Annotated in this window: 8 protein-coding genes and 1 pseudogene; 5 read left to right on the plus strand and 4 right to left on the minus strand. The window is 59.9% G+C overall.

The window, feature by feature from the left end:
- Positions 1 to 32 precede the first annotated feature (32 nt).
- Positions 33 to 2,924: an SNF2-related protein gene (locus ACOAPY_RS09485; protein WP_465156420.1), complete on the minus strand. Its 2,892-nt coding sequence runs from the start codon at positions 2,922 to 2,924 to the stop codon at positions 33 to 35.
- Between the two features lie 475 nt (positions 2,925 to 3,399).
- Entirely contained in the window at positions 3,400 to 4,194 is a 795-nt protein-coding gene (locus ACOAPY_RS09490) for a hypothetical protein (RefSeq protein ID WP_465156422.1), read from the minus strand.
- A gap of 444 nt (positions 4,195 to 4,638) precedes the next feature.
- On the opposite strand from ACOAPY_RS09490, the gene ACOAPY_RS09495 reads away from it, so the two are divergent.
- Positions 4,639 to 5,774 (plus strand): IS3 family transposase gene (locus ACOAPY_RS09495; RefSeq protein ID WP_465155687.1). Its coding sequence is split into 2 segments (ribosomal slippage): positions 4,639 to 4,891 and positions 4,891 to 5,774, totalling 1,137 coding nucleotides; the frame shifts between segments, so codons are not numbered across the junction.
- 75 nt (positions 5,775 to 5,849) lie between these two features.
- Positions 5,850 to 8,483, plus strand: a pseudogene (locus ACOAPY_RS09500) (type I restriction endonuclease subunit R); the annotation flags it as partial.
- 199 nt (positions 8,484 to 8,682) lie between these two features.
- Here the strand turns inward: ACOAPY_RS09500 and ACOAPY_RS09505 are convergent.
- Together ACOAPY_RS09505 and rlmE are read right to left on the minus strand one after the other, a co-directional pair.
- Positions 8,683 to 9,192, minus strand: coding sequence for a ProQ/FinO family protein (locus ACOAPY_RS09505; RefSeq protein ID WP_280003578.1), 510 nt, complete (start codon positions 9,190 to 9,192; stop codon positions 8,683 to 8,685).
- Between the two features lie 199 nt (positions 9,193 to 9,391).
- Positions 9,392 to 10,012 carry a 23S rRNA (uridine(2552)-2'-O)-methyltransferase RlmE gene (rlmE, locus tag ACOAPY_RS09510; protein ID WP_465156424.1) on the minus strand — a complete coding sequence of 207 codons (621 nt, stop codon included), beginning with the start codon at positions 10,010 to 10,012 and terminating at the stop codon, positions 9,392 to 9,394.
- A 211-nt stretch (positions 10,013 to 10,223) separates the two neighbouring features.
- On the opposite strand from rlmE, the gene ACOAPY_RS09515 reads away from it, so the two are divergent.
- The 3 genes from ACOAPY_RS09515 (at position 10,224) to ACOAPY_RS09525 (ending at position 13,881) form a co-directional block, all read left to right on the plus strand.
- The gene (locus tag ACOAPY_RS09515; protein ID WP_465156426.1) at positions 10,224 to 11,837 is read left to right on the plus strand and encodes an NAD(P)/FAD-dependent oxidoreductase; all 1,614 of its coding nucleotides are present in this window, start codon (positions 10,224 to 10,226) and stop codon (positions 11,835 to 11,837) included.
- Positions 11,837 to 12,559 carry a TrmH family RNA methyltransferase gene (locus tag ACOAPY_RS09520; RefSeq protein ID WP_465156429.1) on the plus strand — a complete coding sequence of 241 codons (723 nt, stop codon included), beginning with the start codon at positions 11,837 to 11,839 and terminating at the stop codon, positions 12,557 to 12,559. Before ACOAPY_RS09515 ends, ACOAPY_RS09520 begins: the two co-directional genes overlap by 1 nt.
- A gap of 89 nt (positions 12,560 to 12,648) precedes the next feature.
- Positions 12,649 to 13,881, plus strand: a complete 1,233-nt coding sequence (locus tag ACOAPY_RS09525) for an MFS transporter (protein WP_465156431.1) — start codon at positions 12,649 to 12,651, stop codon at positions 13,879 to 13,881.
- The last annotated feature ends 1,068 nt before the right edge of the window (positions 13,882 to 14,949 follow it).

The raw sequence follows: 14,949 nt of genomic DNA on the forward strand, positions 1-14,949 counted from the left end.
TCGTGTTCTCGAAATGCTCTTTCGGAGACGTGTCAAATCACGGCCCAGCGCACGGTGAAGAGTGTTTGGGTACGGCTGGCGCGATGCAGGCGTTTCTCCAGAGCTTCTATGAGCGCATCGCGGCGAGCCTCGATTTCGTCCTCCACGGAGAAGATTTCCTGGCGTTGACGCCGCTGTTCTCCCTCTACCTTGCGAATGTCATCCTGCAGACGGCGGGCCTCGTCCATGCTCTGGGCAACTCGCGCTTGACGTTTCAGTCCTTTGAGCTTGAGCTTGGTGTCTTGTAGGGCTTGCTCGGCAGCGAGAATGCGGTCTTCGGCCCAGGCATCCAGCTTGTCGCGTTCTTGCTGGAAGAACTTGTCATTTTGTTCCAGTGCTTGGCTCAATGCGGCATCGATCTGGCGACGGGCATTGCCATGTAGATCATCAGGCGGGCTGATCTGCGTTGGCTCTACATTTGCGCAAAGCTGGAAGAGCTTCTCGCACGTTTCTTGATCGAGTAGCTCGCCGCTATCGGTCATGGCGGTGAAAACCAAGTGCTCTTCGCGCTGAAAACTATCGAGCTCAAGCAGGTTGAGCTGAAGCCAGCCCTGTTTACCCAGCAGTTGCTCGATAACGCTGATGCGTGGGTTACGGGCTTCAAGCCATTGCGCATAACTGAAGTGCAGCGTTGAGCTGGGTGTCGAAGCGCTGCGGCCTCGATCGAGAACGTATTCACCAAGCGGGTGTGTAAGCCGGTAGATGCGGGTGTTTTCAGGCTGAATCTGCTTGGCCTGTTCGCCTTTGCGGATGAGCTGATAATGCCCTATGACCACCTGTGGAAGAGGTGGCAGCTTGAGATCGAAAGCCAGGTTCTGACTGTCGAATTTAGCGTGCTCAGCCAGGATGTACTGAGTTAGCTTCCAGAACAGGCGGGTTATACGGTCTAGCTGGCTTTCGGCGCGCTCTTTGTGGGTCTTGAGCAGGCTGTGAATGTCCGCGTCGAAGTTTTCCAGCAGGAGCTTTTCGGTTTCCAGCATTTTTGCCTGGATGTCGGCGTCCAGCTCAGCACGCAAGCTGGCGAACGCTGCGTCGATCTCTTGTGGGGTGCGGCAGCAGTCGTAGATCTCAGCAATGCGTTTCTCGAAATCAATGCCGGCTTCGATCCTGCCGAGCACCTGGTCGGACGCACCAAAAACGCCATCGAACAAATGAAACTTGTCCTGAAGGAGTTCCAGGACTCGTCGATCTGCGGCATTGCGCTGGTTGAGGAAGTTGATGACGACCACGTCAAACCGTTGGCCATAGCGGTGGCAACGCCCAATGCGCTGTTCTACCCGCTGCGGGTTCCACGGCAGGTCATAGTTCACAACCAAAGAGCAGAACTGCAGGTTCACACCTTCAGCGGCAGCCTCGGTCGCAATCAGAATTTCGGCCGTATCACGGAAGTGATCGATAAGCGCTGTGCGGCGATCGATAGCTGGCGAGCCGGTTACACGGTCACTACCGTGGTAGCGAGCCAACCAGCGTTGATAGATGCCGGTAGCGGCCTCACCCTGGTTGCCGCCACTGAAGGTGACGACTTTGCCAAGGTGGCCGTGGGCTTCTAGAAAACGGGCCAGGTATTCTTGAGTCCGGCGTGACTCGGTGAAAATGACGGCCTTGCGTGGGGCGCCCATGCCGGACATGCGTGCAAAGCCTTGCTCCAGCGCATTGAGCAAGGCGAATGATTTCTGGTCTTCGCGGATGCTGTGGGCAATCTCGATGTAGGTATCGAGCTCGGTGATTTCCTTGCTCAGCAGCTCGAAGTCGATCTTGCTTGCAGAGTCTTGGGATTCGTAGCTAGCTGCGGCTTCCAGTAGGTCTTCTTCGAGTTCGTTCTCTTCGATCAGATGCTCGAACCATTCCTCATCGATGCTCTGGCGATCCAGTAGCTTCTGTAGACGCGCTTTGATTGCTTCCAGGGTAGCCAGAACGGCTTCTGTAGAAGAGGCCAGGAGCTTGCGCAGGATGAGTGCGACGAGATGTTTTTGCCGCTGTGGAAAGCCGTAGCTGAAGTCGCGATGCAAGTAGGCGGAAATGAGATCGTAGAGGCGCTGTTCATCATCGCTGGGGGTGAACGGCGTAGTCAGTGCGTGACGCTGCGTATAGGGAACGTACTCAAGGACGTCTTTACGCAGTGTGCGCTTGATGAATGCATGCAGGCGGCGACGTAGCGCAGCCAGGTCCGCGTCGATGTTGCTGTACTGGGCACGGAAGCTGCGCTCATCGCCGAAGATGTCTTCGTCTATCAAGGAGCTGAGACCATACAGCTCCATCAATGAGTTCTGCAGAGGGGTGGCGGTCAGCAGAAGCTTGCGCCGTCCAGCCAATGAACGCTTGAGCGACTGGCCGGTTTCATTGCTTTTGCGATGGGCGTTGCGCAGCTTGTGGGCTTCATCGATGGCGACCAAATCCCAGGGAATGTTGCCAAGCTGCTCTTCCATCCGGGCTGCAAAGTTCAGCGACATAATGCTGATGACGTCGCGATCCAATGGGTCGTAGATGCCTTGCTCGCGGAGCAATTTCCAGGTCCGTGCGTCCAGCACCTGGGTCGGTAGATTGAATTTGTCGGAGAGCTCCTGTGCCCACTGTTTGCGCAGTGCTGCCGGGCAGATGACGAGCAAACGACGGCGGCGTTCTGCCCACATCTGGCACAGGACCAAGGCGGCCTCGATCGTTTTGCCGAGGCCTACCTCATCCGCCAGCATCACCCCTTTGCTGAGTGGGTTCTGCAAGGCGAAAAGAGCTGCGTCTATCTGGTGTGGATTGAGATCGACACTGGCATCGAACAGAGATTGGGAGAGCCGATCCTCTTCGCTGGCAGCGCGACGGCGCGTGAGCTCCCAAGCGAAATACTTGGCGTGATGAGGGGTAAGGCTGCTTGGGGGAGTGAGCGACGACATCAGGTTCCCTCGGTAATGTCCATTGATCCGAGCGATGCAAATCCTGCACCCGGGCTCAGGATCATATTGAAGCTTTAGCGTGAGGGGAACTGTCTTCTGAGGCGAGTACGAGTTTTGGGATCCGGATTAGGAATCGGTAGACATTCGTTATGCGCTGGTTATATCTGTAAGGTTATTTTTCCGGGGTGCAGGCGGGAGAAGGAATGAGTGTGTTGAGAAAGTTAAAATTTACACAAAATACTTACTCTGGCATGAATAAAGCCTGAACATTTTTTAACTTTTCCGAGTGTGGCTCTAGTGTAAGGTGTGATGTGGTTTTTTGTCGGCTTTTAGACTTGTATAGGGTTGGTGTTGGCGTTGGTTTCTAAGACTTTGACAAGCTCTTGTTTCGGATTGTGTGACTGCGCATAGATAAAATTATTAAGGTTTATTGTGGATGTTAAAAAGGGGGTGAAATTACCCCCTTTTTATCTAGCTAGCTTAGCTCTGTCTCTAAGTCGAAGAGGTCTTCAGGTAATTCCTCTTGCTCTATGTAAGATGCCCACTTAGCAAACTCGGGATGCCCTCTGTAGCGCTCTATAAGCTCGATTGGGCTTGCTGCAGTACTCCGGGTGCTGCTGGGTGAGATCGTCGCATGTTCGAGCTTATAGAGCGTTTCTGGTGCGCATTTTTCTGGGCTTTGAGTGGTTTGCTTTATCTCTCCATTCTGGTCAGCGTACTGCTCATATCCGAGTCTCTCGGCAAGTTTCCGGCGAAATACTTCCGGGTCGTTGGCTGCCTGTTTTTTATAGTCCCAGGTTCTTCTGTAGCGTTCTCGCCTAGTCAGTACCTTTCGAGCACGGTGTTGCTCAATCAACAAAACTAAATTCGGGCAGGCAGGAGCGCTAATCGAGAGCTTCTTCAGGCTGTTGATTTCATTTTTCAGAGTTTTCAACGTGGGAATGCCTTGCAGCCATTTTTTAAACTCGTTATAAAGCTCTTCCCCGGCCTGGCTTGCTTGCTTACTTGCAAATGTGGCGGCCTCAAGGCATTGGTCTGGCGTGTTCAATGTCGCTGTGCAATATGCTGCCCATCCTCCGGTGGTTCTAATAGGTTTAATACAAACGGCTTTGTTATTCCAAGCTTCGATATAGTCTTCGGCAAACACTTGCTTCAGTCGCTTGGTCAGCTGACTGATTTTTTCAGCCGGAGCTCTGAGGGCCGCATGAAAATGAAGTCCAGGGTTATTGCCTTTTCTATTGGTGGAGTCTTCAAGTGTGAGTGCAATCATTGGGGGGAGGCCAAGCTCAATCGCCAGATATCGCAGCTTTCTGCCAATGTAATCTGCGGCCCCTCTATATGAGCTGTTTGCTCGTGTGGCAGTCAGGTGGGAGAGGTTGCAGCTAAGGGCGATAGAGCTTTTATCCCGGCCGCAGGCAGCTGTTCTAAAAACGTGCTTGAGATGGTCTGGTAGTTTTTTCCATGCCGGTAGACTGATTTTCTTTCGGTAGTGTTTGGCTTTGGCTAGGTTTTGGAATTTTTGGAAGGTTAAGAAGGATAATTCATCTTCTTGGTCTATCTTTTCTTTTTCACTGTTACTAACAAGATAGTTATCTATAACTACGCAGAGCTCCTTGAATCGCCCCAGCTTTCCTAGACACTCTCCAAGCTCTGGTGGACTACCCCCGCTCCGGTAGACATCCCCGGCCTATGCTTTGAGCATAGGAGGAAGTCTATGAGCACCCAGCGATTCACCCCGGAATTCAAGGCAGAAGCCGTCAGACAGGTCGTTGAGCGCGGATATTCAGTAGCGGAGATCGCCGCGCGCCTCGGAGTCTCTACTCACAGCCTCTACAAATGGGTGAAGGTCGTCACCCCCGATAAGTCGGAGAAGCAGGCCAGCGAACTGCTCGAAGCCAAGAGTGAAATCCTACGGTTGCGAGCCCAGATGCGCCGCCTTGAAGAAGAGCGGGATATCTTAAAAAAAGCCGCGCGGTACTTTGCCAGGGAGCCCGAGTGAAGTACCGCTTCATGAACGAGCATCGCCACCAGCACGCCATCACCACGATGTGCCGGGTATTGCGGATTGCTCGTGCCGGGTTCTATCAATGGCTGCACAAGCCCGTTTCTGATCGTGAGCAGGAAAACCACCGGTTGCTGCAACTGATCCGCGACTCCTACGCGGCCAGTCGTGGTGTTTACGGCGCACGCCGGGTCTTTGGCGACCTGCGGGAAGCCGGTGAAACTTGCGGCAAACACCGCGTCGCTCGTCTGATGCGTGCCCACAAGATCAAGGCCCTGCGGGGCTACAAGGCGCCACGCCCAATCGCTGGGCGGCCCTCGATAATCGCACCCAACCATCTCAACCGTGAATTCACTGTCGATGCTCCCAACAAGGCTTGGGTGACCGACATCACCTACATCCGTACCTGGCAGGGCTGGCTGTACTTGGCTGTGGTGGTGGATCTCTATGCACGCAAGGTGGTCGGTTGGTCGATGAAGCCGACACTGACCCGCGAGCTGGCCCTGGACGCGCTACTCATGGCGCTCTGGCGGCGCAAGCCTAAGAGTCGGGTCATTGTTCACTCCGATCAGGGTAGCCAGTACGGCAGTGATGACTGGAAACGTTTCTGCGCTGCCAACAACCTGGAGCCCAGCATGAGTCGCCGCGGTAACTGCTGGGATAATGCGGTGGCCGAGTCCTTTTTCAGCAGCCTGAAGAAAGAGCGCATCCGTAAACGCATCTATAAAACCCGCGACCTGGCTAGGGCTGATGTGTTCGACTACATCGAGGTTTTCTACAACCGAACCCGACGCCACAGTCACTTGGGTGGCGTCAGTCCCGAGGCCTTTGAAAGCGCCTCGTTATGAGGCCGGAAAATGTCTACCGGAGCGGGGGTAGTCCAAAGCATAGGCCGGGGATGTCTACCGGAGCGGGGGTAGTCCAAGCCCGAGCCGCTGCTGACCTTCAAACGCGGTGCGCTAGTGCACTTTGCCGTGAGCCAGGATGAGGTGGCGATGACCACTAAGCTGGCCGGCAAGGAGACCTTCTTCCTGCCGTTCAACCTGGGCAGCCTCGACGGCGGCGCCGGCAACCCGCCTGCGCCGGATGACAGCCAGTACGCCACCGGCTACCTGTGGCAGCGCCTTTTCCAGCCGGATGCCTGGCTCAAGGTGCTGGGCCGCTTCCTGCACCTGCAGAAGAGCGTGAAGGAAGATGCCGACGGCAATCGGGTGACCAAGGAAACCCTGATCTTCCCGCGCTACCACCAGTGGGAAGTGGTCAACACGCTGATCGAAACCACCCGCGCCGAAGGGCCGGGCAAGCGTTATCTGATCCAGCACAGCGCAGGTTCCGGCAAGTCCAACTCGATTGCCTGGACGGCGCATCAACTGGCCTCGCTCTACGATGCCGAGGGCCAGCGGCTGTTCAATTCGGTGATCGTGATTACCGACCGCACCGTGCTGGACAAGCAGCTGCAGGACACCATCTACCAGTTCGAGCACGCCCAGGGCGTGGTCAAGTGCATCACCCGCGATATCGGCAGCCAGAGCAAGTCCGAGCAACTGGCCGAAGCGCTGGCCGAGCAGACGCGCATCATCATCGTCACCATCCAGACCTTCCCGGCGCTGTTCGATGCGCTGGACAAGTACCCCAAGTTGGCCAGCGGCCGCTATGCGGTGATCGCCGACGAGGCGCATTCCTCGCAGACCGGCTCATCGGCCAGCAAGCTCAAGCAGATACTCGGCAGCGATGCGCCAGAGGCCGAAGAGATCAGCGCCGAAGAGCTGCTGGACGCCGCCGTGGCCGCACGCGCGCCCAACGAACGCATCAGCTACTACGCCTTTACCGCCACGCCCAAGGCCAAGACCCTGGAGCTGTTCGGTCGCCCGGCCAATCCGGCGCTACCGGTGAGCGCCGACAACAAGCCCGAAGCGTTCCACCTGTACTCCATGCGCCAGGCCATCGAGGAAGGTTTCATCCTCGATGTGCTGCAGAACTACACCACCTACAGCACCGCCTGGAAGATCGCCCACCCGGACGGCGACGACGAGGAAGTGGACTCGAAAAAGGCGCGCATGAAGCTGGCGCGCTGGGTGCGCCTGCATCCGTACAACATCAGCCAGAAGGTGGAGGTGATCGTCGAGCACTTCCGCGCCAATATCCGCCACCTGCTGGGCGGCCAGGCCAAGGCCATGGTGGTCACCAGCAGTCGGCAGGAGGCAGTGCGCTATCAGTTGGCGGTGCAGGCCTATGTGAAGCAGGTGGGCTACAACGATGTGCATCCGCTGGTGGCCTTCTCCGGCAGCGTGCTGCCGGATGGGGTGATCCCCGAAGAGGTGACGGAAAGCAGCAGCCTGCTAAATCCCGGCCTGAATGGACGTGACCTGGCTGAAGCCTTCGACACCCAGGACTTCAACGTGATGATCGCCGCCAACAAGTACCAGACCGGCTTCGATCAGCCCAAGCTATGCGCCATGTACGTGGACAAGAAGCTGCAGGGCGTGGACTGCGTGCAAACCCTGTCGCGGCTGAACCGCACCTTCGGCGACAGCAAGCCGACCTTCATCCTCGACTTTTTCAACGACGCCCAGGACATTCTCGACGCCTTCCTGCCGTACTACACCAAGGCCGAGCTGACCGACGTAACCGACCCGCAGCTCATCTATGACCTGCAGAAGAAGCTGGATGCCGAGGGCATTTACCACTGGGAGGAAGTGACGGCGTTCGCGCTGGCCTTCTTCGACCCGAAAGCCGCAGCCAGCAAACTCAGCTACTACTGCGCGCCGGCCAAGGAGCGCTTTGCCAAACGCTACAAGTTGGCTCAGGAATCACGCCAGCACGCGCTGGACTTCAAGCGTACCGCCGAGAAGAACGGCGACAGCGCCGGCCTGAAAAAAGCCGAAGCAGCTGTCAAGGAAGCCGGCGAGCAGGTGGATCAGCTCGACCTGTTCCGCAAGAACCTGCAGAGCTTTGTGCGCCTGTACGAGTTCCTCTCGCAGATCATTCCCTATGAGGATCGCGAGCTGGAGCAACTGAGCGTGTTCGCCCGAAACCTCTATCCGCTGCTGCGCGTGGATCGCCTGGAGCAGGAAGACGTGGACGTGGGCGAACTGCAACTGACCCACTACCGCCTGACCAAGCGCGCCGAGCATCAGCTGCGCTTGAGCGAGGAGCAAGGCGACTACGGCCTCGAACCGGCCACGGGGTTGGGCAGCGGCAAGCCCCATGATCCGGAGAAGAAGCGGCTATCGGAAATCATCGAGGCGCTGAACGATATCTTCGGCGCCGAGGTGAGTGATGAGGACCAGCTGCAATTCCTCACCGGCATCGCCAACCGCATCAGCCGCCAGGAAGATGTGATGGCTCAGGTCAACAACCACTCGGTGGAGCAAGTGATGCACGGCCTGTTCCCCAAGCGGGTGCTCGATACCGTGCTTGACGCCATGACCGACAACGAAAAGATGTCGTTGGAAGTGCTGGATAACGAGACCAAGAGCCGGGCGTTTGCGCTGGTGATCCTGAAGATGCTGAAGTCAGCTGTGGGGCTCGATGAGAGCAATTTGCGCGGTTTCTGAGGGCTGTCAGCAGGCGATGCGGGGGCTGTAGATCGCCAACGCCCGCTGTTGTTGCCGACAAGCTCGAGTGCGTAGCGCCTGGCCCGGCAGAGAAAAGCAAAAAGCCCCTGGTCGTGAGGCCAGGGGCTTTTTTACTTGGGGCTTTAGCTGGGGGGCAGCCGCTTTATCGGTGGCTGAAGACTCGATGCCACGCCAGGGGCTAGCCCTCGGCCTGTTCTGCCACTACGTCAGCGGCGGGGGCCTGGGCAGCCGCTTTCGGCTTGGCCTGAGCTCGTCGGGCCTGCCCGCGCTGTCGCTTGGCCTGCTGCTTGGCATGCAGCGCCTGGTTGGCGGTTACCACGCCCGCTGGCTGGCCGTTAAGGTCCAGGCGCGGTGCGTTCTCGGTCATGCTGGCCCAGTATCGACTGCCGCGGCACCAGGTGGCGATGCCCTGCTTGAGCTGTTCGCTGGTGATGCCAAGCAGTTCCAGGTGTTGCTCGGCATCTTTGAGAATGCCTTCCTTGAGCGGAACCTTGGGCGCCGGGTTGACCGGGAAGGCCAGCGGGAAGTGCTTCTGCAAGCGCCAGATGGCCTCCACCGCAGGGTCCTGCTCGCGAGGGCTCTTTTGTGGGGAGGGCTGCCGTTTGCGCGGCTTCGGGCTATCGGTCTTCACCTGCTCTTTTTCGGCCCGCAGGCGGTCGCGTAGCTCAGCTAGTTGCTCAAAACCCATTGTTCAGTTCACAGCCTCGTGGTTGATTCGCGGCGCGAGGTCATCCCGCGCAGCTTTTTGGAACGCTAGTCGGGCGGCGACAGGTGTCGCTGCAATCCCTGCGCATGCTGACAAGCAATGCAGCAGCATGACATGTGGCCGTGCCGGACCCAAGGACAAGCGTCTGATTCCGGCCGAAAGTGGCGACAGTTGCGCCGCCTTACCCCTTGAAGCCTTTGCCTACCAGGTACACCTCGCGCGAGCGCGGGCGCGAGGCTTCCGGCTTGCGGATCATGACTTTCTCGAACGAGCTGCGCACGTCCTTGAGGAAGGCTTCCGAGCCTTCGCCCTGGAACACCTTGACCGCGTAGTTGCCGCCGGGCTTGAGCACCTGGCGCACCATGTCGAGGGTGAGTTCGACCAGGTACATCGACGCGGCCTGGTCGGCGACGGCGACGCCGCTGATGTTGGGGGCGATATCGGAGATGATCAGGTCGGGCTGGCGGCCGTCGAGCGTGGCGAGAATCTGCTGGAACACGCTGTCTTCGGTGAAGTCGCCCTGGATGAAGTCGACATTGTCCAGCGGGTCCATCGGCAGGATGTCGCTGGCGATGACCCGGCCGCTGTCGCCGACGATCTTGCCCGCCACCTGCGACCAGCCACCGGGTGCCGAGCCCAGGTCCATGACCAGCATGCCGGGGCGGATCAGCTTGTCCTTCTCGTTCAGCTCGAGCAGCTTGTAGCTGGCCCGCGAGCGGTAGCCATCCTTCTGCGCGCGTTTGACGTAAGGGTCGTTGACGTGTTCGTTCAGCCAGCGGCTGCTGCTTTTGGAGCGTTTCATGAGGGGGCCAGGCACGGAGAAGCGAGTGAGAGGCGCGCTGCCTTGGAGCGGTGCAGGGCGCACAGTGGTGGCGATTATAAGCCGAGAGTGCCGCTCAGGTTAAATCCGCGGGCCACACGGCCCTGACAGAGGCGCGCGGCGGCGGCTACAATTGCGCGCTTACCTACCTTCTATTGCCTCCTTTGCCGGAGTCACCGGCCAGGATACCGCCATGATTCGCATCACCGAACTGTCCCTGCCCCTCGACCATGCCGCTGGCGAATTGCGTCAGGCCATCGTCCGTCGCCTGGGTATCGCCGACGCCGACCTGCTGAACTTCACCGTGTTCAAGCGCAGCTATGACGCGCGCAAGAAGAACAGCGTGATCCTGTTCATCTACATCATCGACCTGGAAGTGCGCGACGAGGCGGCCCTGCTGGCGCGCTTCGCCGATGATCCGCACGTGCGCCCGGCGCCGGACACGAATTACTACCCGGTCGGTCAGGCGCCGGCCGGGCTGAGCGAGCGGCCCATCGTGGTGGGTTTCGGCCCCTGTGGCCTGTTCGCCGCACTGCTGCTGGCGCAGATGGGTTTCAAGCCGATCGTGCTGGAGCGTGGCAAGGATGTACGCCGGCGTACCAAGGATACCTGGGCGCTATGGCGCAAGAAGACCCTGACGCCCGAGTCCAACGTGCAGTTCGGCGAGGGTGGGGCGGGGCTGTTCTCCGACGGCAAGCTTTACAGCCAGATCAAGGACCCCAAGTTCTACGGGCGCAAGGTAATGCATGAGTTCGTCCGTGCCGGCGCGCCGGAAGAGATCATGTACGTGAGCAAGCCGCACATCGGCACCTTCCGCCTGACAGGCGTGGTGGCGGCCATGCGCGAGGAGATCATCGCGCTCGGCGGCGAAGTGCGTTTCGAGAGCAAGGTGACCGACCTGCTGATCAGTGATGGCCAGCTCGAAGGCGTGGTGCTGGCCAGTGGCGAGACCCTGCGCAGCCGCCATGTGGTGCTGGCGCTCGGGCACAGCTCGCGCGATACCTTCCGCATGCTGCATCGCCAGGGCGTGTTCATTGAGGCCAAGCCTTTCGCCATCGGCTTCCGTATCGAGCACCCGCAATCGCTGATCGACCAGGCGCGCCTGGGCAAGTACGCCGGCCACCCGGAGCTGGGTGCCGCTGACTACAAGCTGGTACACCACGCCAAGAACGGTCGCGCCGTGTACAGCTTCTGCATGTGCCCGGGCGGCACCGTGGTGGCCGCCACCTCCGAGCCGGAGCGCGTGGTTACCAACGGCATGAGTCAGTACTCGCGCAACGAGCGCAACGCCAACTCGGGCATCGTCGTCGGCATCAACCCGGAGCAGGACTTCCCCGGTGGCCCGCTGGCTGGCGTGGAGTTCCAGGAACGTCTCGAATCGCGTGCCTATGAACTGGGTGGGCGCGACTACTGTGCGCCGGCGCAGCTGGTGGGGGATTTCATCCGCGGCACGCCGTCCAGCGAGTTCGGCGAGGTGGAGCCTTCGTACAAACCCGGCGTGCGCCTGGGCGACCTTGCGTCGTCGCTGCCGGACTACGCCATCGAGGCCATTCGCGAGGCGCTACCGGCTTTCGGCAAGCAGATCCGCGGCTTCGACCGGGATGACGCGGTGCTGACCGGTATCGAAACCCGTACCAGCTCGCCTGTGCGCATCACCCGCGACAACGAGACCCTGCAGAGCCTCAACCTCAAGGGCCTGTACCCGGCCGGCGAGGGCGCCGGGTACGCCGGCGGCATCCTCTCGGCGGGGGTGGATGGCATCAAGGTCGCCGAGGCGGTGGCCAAGGCGATCCTGGCGGGCCACTGATGAAACTCGACGACATCAAGAAGCTGCAGCAGAAGAAGTACCGCGCCGAGTTCGGCCACTTCCTGGTGGAAGGCGAGCATCTGGTGCTGGAGCTGCAGAAGGCGGCGCAGCACAACCCGTTGCTGCAGCGCAGCCAGCTGTATGTCACCGAGGCTCATGAACAGTGGGAAAGCCCGTTCAAGACCCAGGTGATCAGCGAGCGGCAGATGGCGCAGATCTCCGACACCAAGACGCCGCAGGGCATCATCGCCGTGGTGCCTATGTTGGAGAGCGCCGCGCCGGTCTCTGCGGGCGAGCGCGCCATCTACCTGCACGAGGTGCAGGACCCGGGTAATCTCGGCACCATTTTGCGCACGCTGGCCTGGTTTGGCGGCCTGCGCTGCCTGCTCAGCCCTGGCAGCGTCGATCCCTACAATCCCAAGGTGGTGCGCTCCAGCATGGGGGCGATCTTCCATGTGCCGCTGGAGCTGGATGTCGAGCTGGGCGCGCTGCCGGAGCGCTTCCCGCGCATCGCCTGCCTGGATATGCAGGGCGAGCCGTTGCAGTCCGCCGGCTTCGCCGACTTCGATTGCTATCTGTTCGGCAACGAGGCCCGTGGCGTACCCCGCGAGCAGTTGGGCGCGCTGGGCGCGCGGCCGTTCACCATTGTCGGCTGTGGCACCATCGAATCACTGAACCTGGCTACCACCGTGAATATCTGTGCGTACGAGCTGAACCGCTAGCCTGGCGGCCAGGGGTAGCAACCTGTTTGCCTGGACAGCTTTTCATCCAGTAGATTGCGCAGCCTCTTTTCTGCCTGGGGACTTGCGTCGTGTCCGCCGAACCTTCCGTCTATCGCCAGCCCGGTTTTTTGCCGTTCCTTGCTGCCCGCGTGCTGGCCATGTTCGCCGTGCAGATCATGGCCGTGGTGGTGGCCTGGCAGGTCTATGACCTGACGCGCGACCCGATGAGCCTGGCCTATGTCGGTCTGGCGCAGTTTCTGCCGATGCTGTTCCTGTTGCTGCCGGCCGGCGACCTGATCGATCGCTACGACCGCAAGTGGATTCTCGGCCTGAGTTGGGCGGTGGAGGCGGTATGTGCCGGCGTGTTGCTCTGGCTGTCGCTGGTTCACGGGCCGGTCGAGGCGTTCTACGGCGTGCTGGTGGCCTACGGTTGTGCTCGCGCCTTTACCGGGCCGGCACTGTCCAGCCTGCTGCCGCAGATCGTGCCGCGCGAGCGCCTGGCAGCGGCCATCGCAGCCAACAGCATGATCGTGCGCGCCTCGACCATCTCCGGTCCGGTTATCGGCGGCGGGCTCTATGCGCTGGGTGGCGGCGAACTGACCTACTCGCTGTGTCTGCTGTTCTTTGCTGCCGGCGTGTTGATGCTGAGCCTGGTGCAGGTGCGTTACCGCGAGGACAGCAAACCGTTGGAAGCGACCGCCTGGAGACGCTTTACCGCCGGCATTCAGTTCATTCGCTCGCGGCCGATTATCCTCGGCACTATCTCGCTGGATCTGTTCGCTGTGCTGCTGGGCGGCGTGGTGGCGTTGTTGCCGGTGTATGCCCAGGAGGTGCTGCACGTGGGGCCGACCGGCCTCGGCATCCTGCGCAGTGCCATGGCCATCGGCGAGGTTCTGGTCGGCTTCTACCTGAGCCTGCGGCCGTTTAACCGCCATGTGGGCATGAGCATGTTCATCGCGGTAGCGGTGTTCGGTGTGGCCAATCTGGTGTTCTCGTTGTCCAGCCTGTTCTGGCTATCGTTCGCTGCGCTGGTGGTGGCGGGCGGGGCGGACATGGTGAGCATGTACATCCGCTCCTCGCTGATCCAGTTCTCAACCCCGGACGTGATGCGCGGCCGGGTGAATGCGGTGAACATGCTGTTCATCGGCTCCTCCAACGAGCTGGGCGAGTTCCGCGCAGGCAGCAGCGCCGCCTGGTTCGGCGCCGTACCGGCAGCGCTGCTGGGCAGCCTGTGCACGCTCGGTGTAGTCGGTGGCTGGATGTGGGGCTTCCGCAGTCTGCGTACGGTGGACCGTTTCGAGGATGCGGCGCCGAAGCCCTGAATGCGGGCGCCGGCAAGGGTTTGCAGGGCAAGGTCGTGTTGCCGGGCGCAACTGGCGCGGAGACCTGGCAACGTAGAGGAGTGGGCGAGCAGCTAGCCGCTAACGTGGATGGTCATAGAAGTGGACGAGACTCTCGTCGGCCGGATCAGTCCCCGGTCTGCTGCGCAGTAGACCGCGGGTAGCGGTTCGTAGCAGCTCCGCTAGCTCCGGTCGTTGACGCTGCGCGACAGCACCAGAGCACCGACCATGGCTGAGAGGACAAGCGCGCTCTGCTTCTCGGTATCCTCCCCGGGTAGGTGTGTGGCGATCATCGCCAGGCGATCGCGCACTATCTGGTCGGTAACCGGGCTGGGCTGACCGCGTTGGCGCAGTTCGGCGGAGATGGTCGGTAGCGGACAACCTGCGCCGGGCGCCTTGCAATGGGCGGTTTGATCAGGCCCTGCAAGGGGGGGGCGGGTCCTGCTCCAGCTCCGACCCAGGGCTCTAAGACCAGCTGCTATTGAAGATGGGGAGACGTCGCCTGGGCCGGCTTGAGCGATTGGCTGGATGCTGAAGTGGAGCGTCTGTATGTTCGGCCATCTCATTGGCCGAGGATCTGCTTGGGCGCGCGTGGTGTGTGACGCTGATGGGCTGCAGGTTCAGCTATTGCCTATGTATAGTTAGAGGACGTGCCCAGGAATATGTTCCGAAAGCAGTTGACGGCCCGTTCAGGGTCCTTATAATGCGCGCCTCTTCCGGTGCAGTCCTCTCGGAAAACTCCTTGAAAATCAAAGAGTTGAACGAAATAAAAGACTGCATCGGCGGCGGATTCAGTTAGAATGCGCCGGGCTGGCAGGGTGGCGGTTTGGCTCTGTCAGTGCTTCGATTCTGCGGAGTCGAAAGCGCTAGAAAGGAGGTGGTTGACAGCGGTTTTGAACGCTGTAGAATGCGCCTCCCGCTGATGAGATCGGAAGCGATGTCGGAAGCGCAAGCGGTTGAGAAGAAACGAAAAATTCTTCAAAAACAGCTTGACAGGTTGAAAGGCTGCTGTAGAATGCGCGGCCTCGGTTGAGACGAAAGACTTAATCG

This window comes from Pseudomonas stagnisoli (genome assembly GCF_048595745.1).
Lineage (GTDB): Bacteria > Pseudomonadota > Gammaproteobacteria > Pseudomonadales > Pseudomonadaceae > Aquipseudomonas > Aquipseudomonas alcaligenes_A.